General features: G+C 57.4%; 8 protein-coding genes. 2 read left to right on the top strand and 6 right to left on the bottom strand.

What is annotated here, in order from left to right:
• Positions 1-143: 143 nt before the first annotated feature.
• Positions 144-329: a hypothetical protein gene (locus HFM78_RS08605; RefSeq protein ID WP_287129027.1), complete on the bottom strand. Its 186-nt coding sequence runs from the start codon at positions 327-329 to the stop codon at positions 144-146.
• A 51-nt stretch (positions 330-380) separates the two neighbouring features.
• On the opposite strand from HFM78_RS08605, the gene HFM78_RS08600 reads away from it, so the two are divergent.
• Together HFM78_RS08600 and HFM78_RS08595 are read left to right on the top strand one after the other, a co-directional pair.
• Positions 381-1,076, top strand: a complete 696-nt coding sequence (locus HFM78_RS08600) for a triacylglycerol lipase (RefSeq protein ID WP_287129026.1) — start codon at positions 381-383, stop codon at positions 1,074-1,076.
• 105 nt (positions 1,077-1,181) lie between these two features.
• Positions 1,182-1,661 (top strand): gluconokinase, encoded by a 480-nt coding sequence (locus HFM78_RS08595; RefSeq protein WP_287129025.1) that lies wholly within the window; start codon positions 1,182-1,184, stop codon positions 1,659-1,661.
• On the opposite strand, the gene HFM78_RS08590 is transcribed toward HFM78_RS08595, so the two are convergent.
• From HFM78_RS08590 to HFM78_RS08570, 5 genes are all read right to left on the bottom strand, one after another.
• Positions 1,658-3,241: a glycoside hydrolase family 19 protein gene (locus tag HFM78_RS08590; protein WP_287129024.1), complete on the bottom strand. Its 1,584-nt coding sequence runs from the start codon at positions 3,239-3,241 to the stop codon at positions 1,658-1,660. The two genes, HFM78_RS08595 and HFM78_RS08590, sit on opposite strands and share 4 nt — an antisense overlap.
• 57 nt (positions 3,242-3,298) lie before the next feature.
• On the bottom strand, positions 3,299-5,707 hold the full coding sequence (gene pheT, locus HFM78_RS08585; protein WP_287129023.1) for a phenylalanine--tRNA ligase subunit beta: 2,409 nt from the start codon (positions 5,705-5,707) through the stop codon (positions 3,299-3,301).
• Between the two features lie 9 nt (positions 5,708-5,716).
• The gene (locus HFM78_RS08580; protein WP_287129022.1) at positions 5,717-7,090 is read right to left on the bottom strand and encodes a lipopolysaccharide assembly protein LapB; all 1,374 of its coding nucleotides are present in this window, start codon (positions 7,088-7,090) and stop codon (positions 5,717-5,719) included.
• Between the two features lie 59 nt (positions 7,091-7,149).
• Positions 7,150-9,357 (bottom strand): translocation/assembly module TamB domain-containing protein, encoded by a 2,208-nt coding sequence (locus HFM78_RS08575; RefSeq protein WP_287129021.1) that lies wholly within the window; start codon positions 9,355-9,357, stop codon positions 7,150-7,152.
• Positions 9,348-10,186, bottom strand: an 839-nt coding sequence (locus HFM78_RS08570; RefSeq protein ID WP_287129020.1) for a hypothetical protein, incomplete at its 5' end; no start/stop codon positions are given. The genes HFM78_RS08570 and HFM78_RS08575, both read right to left, overlap by 10 nt.

Genomic DNA, 10,186 nt, shown 5'->3' with positions numbered 1-10,186 from the left:
GCAACTAAAGCTCTTCACGAGAGCGGGCGAGTAATCTACTTGGTTGAACCGCTCTTTAAATAATTCAACTCCTGGTTATACCCCGTCCTTTAACCGACTCTTCGCTCTTGCTCGCTTCTGTCTTGACTACCTACTACTCACTGCTAGGCGGCGAAGAATCCCCGGCCTACGAGGTAGAGCGAGGCGTAGAGGACGACGCCTAGGACCAAGCCGATGCTACAGGCAATAATCTTGGCGGCGACGGGGATTTGGTTATCGGTCACAACTTGGAATAAGCCCACGGGGGGCACCAGCACGAGCAGGGCGGCGTATAGCAGGAGTTTGTTCATGGGTCCAGGGATGGGCGATGAGCCTAGGATAATACCGAACCTCCTCTTGAGATGAAGGAAATCCCTGTGTCGCCCCTGCCCACGGTTTTGATCCCCGGCTACTTCGCCTCGGCCCGTGAATATCTATCCTTAGCCCATGACCTAGAGCAGCTAGGCGTGGCTACTACGGTTGTGCCCTTGGGCTATCGCTCCTGGTTGCCGACGCTCGGCGGGAAGCCCGTTACCCCAGTTCTAGAAATTATTGCCCAGACCATTACTGAGACCTGTGCGCGGTATGGGACGACCCAGGTAAATCTTGTCGGTCATTCGGCGGGGGGCTGGATTGCGCGGTTGTTGTTGGGGGAGCAGGATTATATGGGCCGGGTTTGGGGACGGTTTGCCCAAGTCCATACCCTCGTCACCCTAGGCACGCCCCACCTCAGCCAAGAACGATTTACCCGCACCAATATGGATTTCGTCAATACGAGCTATCCGGGGGCTTTTCAGCAGGGGGTGCGCTATGTGTGCGTGGCAGGGCGGGCGGTGTCTGGGTTGGATGACTGGTTCGCCCGTCAGAGCTATCGTTTAACCTGTGGTCAGGCGGACTGTTGGGGGGATGGCATTACCCCGATTGCAGCGGCTCACCTCAGGGGAGCAGAAAACCTCGTCTTAGAAGGGGTCTGGCACTCTCCGCGTCGGCAACGGCAATGGTACGGCTCACCGGCAGTTCTAGGCCAGTGGGTGGGCTACTTGGACTGTACGCTTTGACTGGCGAGGCTATAGGACTTCAGGCACGGTAATCGTTCCAGGTAAGCTAGGAGATGACATTTTGCCTGAAACACCCAGGGCGATAGGCTCGCATTGGATGCATAAATGATTATTTTGGTGATGGGGGTAGTGGGTGCGGGCAAGACGACCGTGGGGCAGTTGTTGGCCCGTGAAATCGAGTTTGCCTTTTTTGATGCCGATGATTTTCATCCCCAGGCCAACCGCGAGAAGCTAGCGCGGGGCATCCCGCTGACCGATGAGGACCGCACCCCGTGGCTGATCACCCTGGCCCAGCAGATCCAGCAGTGGCAAAACTCCGGTCAAAATGTCGTCCTCGCTTGCTCTGCTCTCAAAGCCCGTTACCGGGCAGTTTTAGGCGGGCCTGCCCTGATAGTCATCTACCTCAAGGGCACCATGGCCCTCCTCCAAGAACGTCTTGACCGCCGCCGGGGTCATTTCGCCGACTCCCACATCTTGATGAGCCAACTTGAAGACTTAGAAGTACCTACCGACGGGCTAACCGTGGACATCACCCAACCCCCCGCCGCGCTCGTTGCAACCATCCGGCAAGTCATAGGCCGCTAACTCAGAGCCGTGCGATAACCACGGGCAAAGCCAGCAATAAGCTCAGCTTTGTCAGGAAGACGCTCCCCACGACGTGTGCCATTGACGATATTACGCGCGAACACAAAGTCATAGCCGGTAGCCCGATTGAAGTTGGCGAGCTGATTGGGGGACCGGAAGAGCCCCCGCTTCATCCCTATTACACAGACCTTAGCTGCAATTTCAGGGTCTAGGGCCAAGTCGGGTTGATTGACTAGATCTACACCTAGCAATTTCCCGAACTCCTGATAGTTATCCCGGTGGGTGAGTTGTACGTAGCCCCGCCCAAAGTAGGGGATGTATTTCGCCTGAATCTGTGCCAACTCGCGCTGTTTAGCTTTGGGAGAATTGGGTTTAGCTAGCCCCTCCCGGATGGGTTGAAATCTGCATTCATGCTGGACCGTAGCCATGATGTAAGCAATCTCGTCGGGGTCGGTGACATTCTCTTTCTTGCACTCGGCTAACAGTAGCGGGATTGCCGTTTCAGCATCTGCTTTCATCGCCTTGGGTACGATGGTCAATAGTTTGGACAGAATATCCTGGGCTGGATTGTTGATAGCAGCTAACAGACTATCAAAGAACTGGCTGGCCCCTCGGGCATCAACTACTGATGAGGGTAAATCGAGTTCTTCATCCTCACAGAGATCTATAAATTTTTCCAGAGTCATCATCCCAATTACACCGGGTCGCGTTAACTGTAAAATCTCTTTGAGTTGGTTAAGTTTAGCCACGGGTAGGTTAGTCAAAACCGATAGCGCATGGCGTTGTCCGTCGCCTAAACTCGTCATTGAGATAGCTTCGAGTACCGCCGTACCGACTCGCTCAGCCACTGCCACGGTACCTGTACCCTCGGGTTCCGTGGGCTGAGTTGAAGTCTCAGTCACCGTCCGTACCGTGCCATTACGGCGTTCGACATCCACGGAAAGGATTTCTGCCCCTGTAGGCGGAGGGTCTTTAGGCGTTGAAGGCGGTTGGGTCAAGTTAGGTTGGGTCAGGTCGGGTTGGTTGGCTAGGCTAAAATTTTCACGGATTAACGCGTCTTTACGCGATGACCCTGCTGAGGAACCAAAATAGTAGCTGAGAACCCCCGTGAAACCCGCTGCCAAGGTACCCAGCAGAATGTTGAGCATAGCCATAACGTTAGGATCAATTGCCTGATCACCCCGAGTCGCGGCTAGATAAAGCAACGCTGCCACCAATAAGAAAAATCCAGTGATTACCCCCGTCCCCAGCCAAAACATTCCCCAGTCTTTTTCGCCCGTGGCCTGGACGATGCCTAGTTCCCGTTGGCGCGCACTGCTGCGGTCCTGGGTTTGGATTTGCTCCATCTGCACTTGGGCCTGGATCATTTGTCGTTGGAAATCTAACTCTAACTGCTTGAGTTTGAGTAGCGTTTCAGCGTCCACAGTCTCTAATTTGGTGGCGATGGCCTGGGGATTGGATGCAACATCCAGCGTATCAGCGATAACTTTGACGGCTCCCGTGGCGAGTCCCACTGGACCATTGATGATGGCCCCCAAGAGCGGCACACCCAGGTCTGTAAGTAATTTGCCAATATCCATAGCAAGCTCTCCATGTATATAGTTTACTTATAGGCGAGCCTGGAGGAATTTATGCACTTAACTCCGTAATTGCACCCCGAATTGCTCCACCAACAACCAGCGCACCTGCTCTTGAATCGCGTTTACTACCCCATCGGTCAGGGTGCGGTCTGTGGCTTGATAGACCAACCGAAAGGCCAAGGAGCGAGTACCGTCGGGGACATTGATACCCGTGTACTCATCAAAAAGTTCTACTGAGGTAACGAGCGGTCCGGCACTGGCTTGGATCGCGTCAGTTAACTGGGCCACGGACACGCCACGGTCACAGAATAGGGCCAAGTCGCGGTCCATCGCTGGGAAGCTGGAGTAGGGCTGATAGCGGATTTGACCGGGCGTATGGGCAAAAATTATGCCTAGATCCAGTTCAAACACAAACGTGGACTCCGGTAGGTCTTCACTCTTGATGAGCCGGGGATGGACCTGACCCACGACCCCCAATCGTTCTCCTGCCAACCAAACCGAGGCGGTCCGTCCGGGGTGTAACCGCGTGTCCTCGGTGTGGGGCTGATAGGTAAAGTGCAGCCCTAACCCCTGGGCCAGACTCGCCAAAATTCCCTTGACAGCAAAGAAACTGTACTCCTGGCTCCGGTGTTGCCAGTCCCCCCGCTCGGGATTACCACCCATCACCCCGCCTAGGTGGTCTAGCTCCTGCAAGCCGCTTGCGGTCTCTTGGAAGACCCGGCCCACCTCAAACCCTTGCAGGGGACCACTGCCTTGGTCCAGGTTGTATTTGTAGGCTGCCAACAGACCGGGCAATAGCTCAGAACGCAGGGCACCGAGGTCGCTGTTGAGGGGATTGACCAGGGCAATCTGGGGACCGGACTGACCGAAGCGGGCCTCTTGTTGGGCACGTTTGGTCGAAAGCTCCGTCCCCAGCAGGGGTGTGAAGGTGATGTGATACAGTTCGTCCAAACCCCGGCCTTGAAGTAGAGCGCGGATTTGACGCAGTTGGACTTCCTGGAGTGTGAGTTTACCCAGTTGGGTCTGGACGGGGAGAGTCGCCGGGAGAGCCTGATACCCCACCCACCGCGCAATCTCTTCAATCAGGTCAATCTCCGTCTGGAGGTCACGGGCACGGTAGCCAGGGACGAGGACCCGGTAAGCCCCGTCCGCCTCAAGTTCTAAGTCGCAACCATAGCCCTTGAGACTGGTTTCAAGATCCAGGGGCGGGATGGCGAGGCCGAGAATTTGGGTGACCCGTTGGGGGCGGAGGCGGATATTGGGCCTTTGTTGACTCCGGTAATCCACTCGCGTCTGGGCCACCACCCGTCCCCCCGCCAGTTCCACGAGTAACTGCAAGGCCCGGTTGAGGGCAACTTCTAAAGCCGAAAAATCCACCCCGCGCTCATAACGGGCTGAAGCCTCACTCCTGAGTCCCTGGGCACGGGCTGAACGCCGCACCACCGCTGGGTCAAAGAGCGCGGCCTCTAGGACAATGGCCTGGGTTGCGCTGTGTACTTCTGTGTCGCGGCCCCCCATTACCCCTGCTAAGGCGACGGGCTGGTCCTGGCTCGTAATCACGAGATTCGCCGGGTCTAGGGTCCGCGTTACCTCATCTAAAGTGGTCAAGGTTTCCTGAGGACGGGCAAAACGCACCCCCAGATCCAACCCACCCAAGCGGTCCCGGTCAAAGGCGTGGAGCGGCTGGCCCCATTCCCACAACACATAGTTAGTAATATCCACCACATTATTGATGGCCCGTAAACCCACCCGCTCCAGACGGCGCACCAACCAATCCGGGGAGGGAGCCAACTGCAAGCCCTCGACGACGGTGGCGATGTAGGCCGGACAGGTCAGGGATTGGTCTATTTTGACAGTGATCGTCCCCGCCGCGACTAGGGGAGCCTCCGCCATGGGTAAACGCAGGACGCCCCCACTAAACGCCGCCACTTCCCGCGCCATCCCGACTAAGGACAGGGCATCGGCCCGGTTTGCGGTGGAAGTGACATCAAGGATGACATCATCCAAGCCCAGCAACGGGCGCACATCCGCGCCCAAGGGTAGGTCCACTGAGAAAATGTGAATCCCCTCGGATTTCTTGGCAAGCCCCAACTCCGCCAAGGAACAGATCATACCCTCGGAGACGACCCCGCGCAGGGTAGCCGTCTCAATGGTGAGGTCCTTAATCGGGAGGTAGGTCCCCACCGGAGCCACCGGAGCCAGAATACCCGCACGGGCGTTGGCGGCTCCGCAAACAATATTCAATAACCGGGAACCCCCCACATCTACTTGGCAGACCTGGAGTTTGTCGCTGTTGGGATGGCGTTCACAGGCGACGAGACGACCTACCACCACCCCAGCGGCCCAAGTTCCGAGATCCAGGACTTCCTCTACCTCAAAACCCGCCAGAGTCAAACGGTCTGCTAGTTGGTCGGGGCTGAGGTCAAAGGCCACCAGTTCTCGCAGGGCGTTGTAGGAAACTTTCACAGAGACTCCTTAGGAACGACCGGCAGCTTTCTTGACACTCGTTAGATACTCCTGGGTCTGTTTATTATCAGGATTGAGTTTAAGGCTGGTCTCCAGTGCAGTGATGGCCTCGTTCACTTTGCCCGGTGTGTTCACCAAAGCCACACCCTGCAATAAGTACAACTCTGCATCTTGGGCATTAAGGCTGATGGCTTTATTGATGACAGGCAGGGCCTCGGCGAATTTCTTCTGATTGACTAGCGCAAGCGCGAGGTTGCGCTGGGCGGAGAAGTCTTCGGGTTTGAGGTCAACCACTTTTCTGAGCAGGGGCACACCTTCGTCATACTGCTCTTTTTCCGTTAAGATAACGCCCAAATTTCCCATGAGGGTGACATCGGTGGGCAGCAGTTTGAGGGCAGTGCGGTAACTGGCGATGGCGGCATCATCTTGTTTCAGTTGACGGTAAGCACCCCCTAAACTGGCATGGGCGGCACCATCCTCGGGTTTACTCGCCAAGTAGGTCTGGTAGGCAGGAGCGGCTTTTGCAAAGTTGCCTTGGTTGCTGTACAAGTCGGCGATGGCTAGTTGCACTGAGACTTGGTCGGGGTCAAGGGCCAAGGCTTGCTCGTAGGCGGCGATGGCGGCGGTGGGTTGTTGACGCTGTTGGAGTTGCCCCAGGTCAATAAAGAACTGGGGTTCATCTTTTTTGAGCCGGACGAGATTCTGGTAAGCAGTAATGGCTTCGGTAGTTTGACCATCGGCCTTGAGGGTCCGGGCTAGGCCATAATTCGCCGTGAGGTTGCCGGGTTGGACCACAAGGACATTGCGGTAGGCTTTTTCAGCTTCGGGATAGTCCTTGGCCTTCTCGGCTGCATCCCCGAGATAACCGTAGGCGAGGGTGATTTCGTTGGGTTTGAGGGTAGTGGCCTTGTCTTTAGGAACAATGGTCAGGCCCTTTTTGAGACTGGCTGCAGCTAAAACAAAATCCCCTTTTTCGCGGTAGGTCTGACCAAGGTTGACGTGATAGGAGGGATTGGTCGGCTCAATGGCGAGGGCAGCTTTGTGAGAGGTGATGGCTGGGTCATAGTTTTTGAGGCGGGTCAGGACAATGCCCCGGTTGGCGAGGGCTGAGCTATTTTTGGGGTCGAGTTTGAGGGCTTGGTCAAAATAGCCCAGGGCTTTGGGGAGTTCGTTTTTGTCCCGGTAGGCGACCCCTAAGTAGTAGAGGGGGTCACCGCTTTTAGGTTTGAGCTTACGAGCTTTTTCGAGGACGGGGATGGCTTGGTCTGATTTACCCTGGGCGGCGAGTTTACTGCCTTGATTTAAAAGGTCGTTATAGCTCTGGGCGAGGACGGGTCCGGTGAGCAAGCTCAACAGGAGGACCCAATGCACCGATTTCATCATGGTGGCCTGCTTCCTGACACAGCTTCCTATTTTTGCATATCCCGGTTGCCCCCTGCCCTCTAGAAGCGCGTATCGTACTGGAAGTAAAGTACCTGTTCGTCGAACTGCTCCGTCGTATTGAGCCGCAGGACAATCTTGTCGCTGAGTCGGTAGCGCAGGCCGAACAGGGCGGGTAGGGCGTTCTCGGTCAGGTTGCGCGAGGCGGAGAGGGAAAGGACCGGGGAGAGGTCTTTGACCGCTTCGACCCCCACGCCCAGCCCAAAGGTGGTGGGACCGCTCGGGGCGACGAGGGAAGCCAGCCCAATATTTAACTCGTCCAGACCCAAGAGCGCGGCTAAATCCCGTTCGATGGGGGAGAGGAGTTGTCCACTCAAAGCGGGGACTAACCCCGTCAAGAGGGAGGAGCTTTGGGCGGCGGGGTTGAATAGGTCGCCGCCAATCAAGGCCAGGATCTCTACTTGGTCACGGGGCGGTGAACTGCGTAACTCGATATCTGGGCGCGAAGCGGTCCCGGTGACACGAGCTTGAATTTGGATTTTTTCGTAGCGGCCCAAGGGGAGCTGGACCGGGATATTCGTTAAACCCGTCCGCTGGAGACCTCCGAAACTGCCCGTGCCCACGAAATCGGAGACACTCGCCTCAGCTTGGATATCTAATTGTGGGTCGGTGTTCCCCACGAAGGTCAGGGTATTGGTCCGGCTCGGGTCAATGCGGAAACGGGCAGAGCCAATTTCGAGTAAGCCCTGGGGCAGGGTGACTTGCCCAGTGGGTTGGAGTTTATCTAAGGGACCGTTGAGGGCGAGGGAACCATCCAGTCGAGCATTGAGCGAGGCCACCGCCACCCCGAACTGGGGTCCCAGTTGGATGTTGAACTGCCGGAAGCTCAGGGGGAGACTAGCGACGGTTGTTTCGTTAATAGCTCTGACTGTAGTGGTGGGTCCTTGGGCTAAAGCCTGGAAGTCCCGCAGGCCCAAGAGGAGATTACCAGGATTGAGGATGAGCCCCCCGCCCAGAACTGGCTCTGTGAGCGCACCCCCAAACAGCAACCGTCCGGCAATCCCGCCGCGATAGAGCCGGGGTAGGTCAATATTGCCGTCTACATTTACAGCCAGGGGATTGTCTACCGTCAAGTTGGGGCGACGAATCGGGATCTCGCCTTGACCCGTCAACGCCGCACCGCCCAAACTGCCATTGAAGTCGGCAACCCGTACCACCCGGCGGTCTAGGTTGGCGTTGAGGTTATTGATAACTAAATCACTCCCTAGGCGCGTGACGCGCACCGCCGCCTGCTGGAGACTCACCACCCCGTCCACCTGGGGATCAGCAAAGGTCCCGCCCACGGTGAGGGAAGCTTCACCCGCTGCGGGTTGCCAGACCAACTGGTCGGAGAGCAGGTTGAGCAAGGGTAAGTCAGCTCCCGGCAAGATAACCCTCAAGTCGAGCCGAGGATCACTGGGATTGAGGATGGGAATGGGCAGACTGCCGACGACCACTGCACCCCGGCGATTAATGCCCACCTGGGTCTGACTGAGGGCGAGACGACCCGCCTGGAGGTTGACTCGGGTGGTTACGGGGTCGAGGTCCCGTCCGTTGACCTGGAGGGCTGCCACTTGAACGGGAGCAGTGACCACGGGTTGGCGCAGGGTCCCGCGAATCTGGGCTTGACTACTGAGGTCCCCGGTGAGGCGGGTTGTTTTGGGTAGTAGAGGATTGATGAGTTCGAGGGGAAGGTTCTGGACCTCAAGCTGGGCATCCTGGGCACCGTTGAGGGCTAGGGTTCCTGTCAGACGGCCCGTGCGTTCTTGGTACTGGGCTTGGCTCTCCTCTAAAGTCAGGCTACCGTCTCGATAATTACCCCGGGCCTGGAGGGTTTCGAGTTGGTACTGCTGCCACCGCCAGTCCTGTCCAGCTAGGTCAAAACGAACCCGAGGACGAGCCGTGGTCCCGGTGAGTCGGGCTTGTAGTTGAAACTGCCCCTGTAATTGCCGAAAGTCCTGGGGGATCAGGCCCACGGTGGTCGTCGGGGTCCGGGCTGCTACTTGTTTAGACACTTGCGCGTAGGTCGCAAGCTTGGCTGATAACCCACGATTAGGACCGGGTAGCGTGATTATGCCTAGGTCACGAGCACGGCCTTTGGGGATAGGCGTGGACGGAGTGGGTACGAGGTCAGCAACTTGGGTCAGCCCCAAGCCATCCACCACGGTCTCCAGACGGCCTTGGCTCACCCCAATATTGAGGTCTAGGGGCGCAGTGGCAGTCAGCCCCAATCGTCCCGCCAGGGTGTAGGTCCCGCCGCTGAGGGTGAGGGTGACGGGGCGAGGGTGACTTGGTTGTTTTCGACACGGGCACGGAGTTGGGTGGTGGCGAGGCGGAGATTATTCACCCGTCCGTTCTGGACTTCGGCTTGGATATCCCCGACTAAACTACGCCCGTTTTGACGCAACGCCAACTGTCCATTCGCCACCCCGCCTAGAGTCCGTATAGGTCCGACCGGGGCGAGTCCTAATTTGGCGAGGTCGAGGTTTTGGGCTTGGGCAGTCAATTGCGTAAGGCCCCGCTGGTAATCGTAGACCCCCTCAGCAACCACCTGGGTACTGGCGACGTTGGCCTTGAAGCTGGTCAGGCGGACCCCTGTAGCTAAGACTTGCCCCTGAGCCCTTAGCTGGTCCCCGCCACCAGCCAGGGTCGTCGTGAAGCGTTGGTTCTGGTAGCGCACGGGACCCTGGAGCGGCGCGAAGCTGTACCGCCCCACTCGACCACCGCTGAGACTCACCCGCCCCGTCACCGCCAAAGTATCGAGATTCCCTGTTACCTGCCCTGCGCCCGTGAGATTACCGCCGACTGACACCGGGAGCGCGACGGGCAACGCGGCTAAGTCATAGTTCCGCGCCTGCCAAGTCAAGTCTAAAGCTTCGACGGGTGTGGGACCATTGGGCCGTAACTGCACGGTTCCTTGGGCACTCAGGTTCCCTAAACTCGCCTGTTCAAGGGTCAGCGTCTCAGTTCCAGATAAGGTAAAGCGCGTTGTTAAAGCCGGTAAAACGCGGTTATTGAAGCGGGGTTGGTCCGCCCGAAGATTCCCCGTCACCCACAAAG

The sequence above is a fragment of the Candidatus Cyanaurora vandensis genome, assembly GCF_013285555.1.
Classification (GTDB): Bacteria; Cyanobacteriota; Cyanobacteriia; order Gloeobacterales; family Anthocerotibacteraceae; genus Cyanaurora; species Cyanaurora vandensis.
Note: the sequence above shows the minus strand (reverse complement) of the source record. Positions and strands in the feature narration are given on the sequence as shown.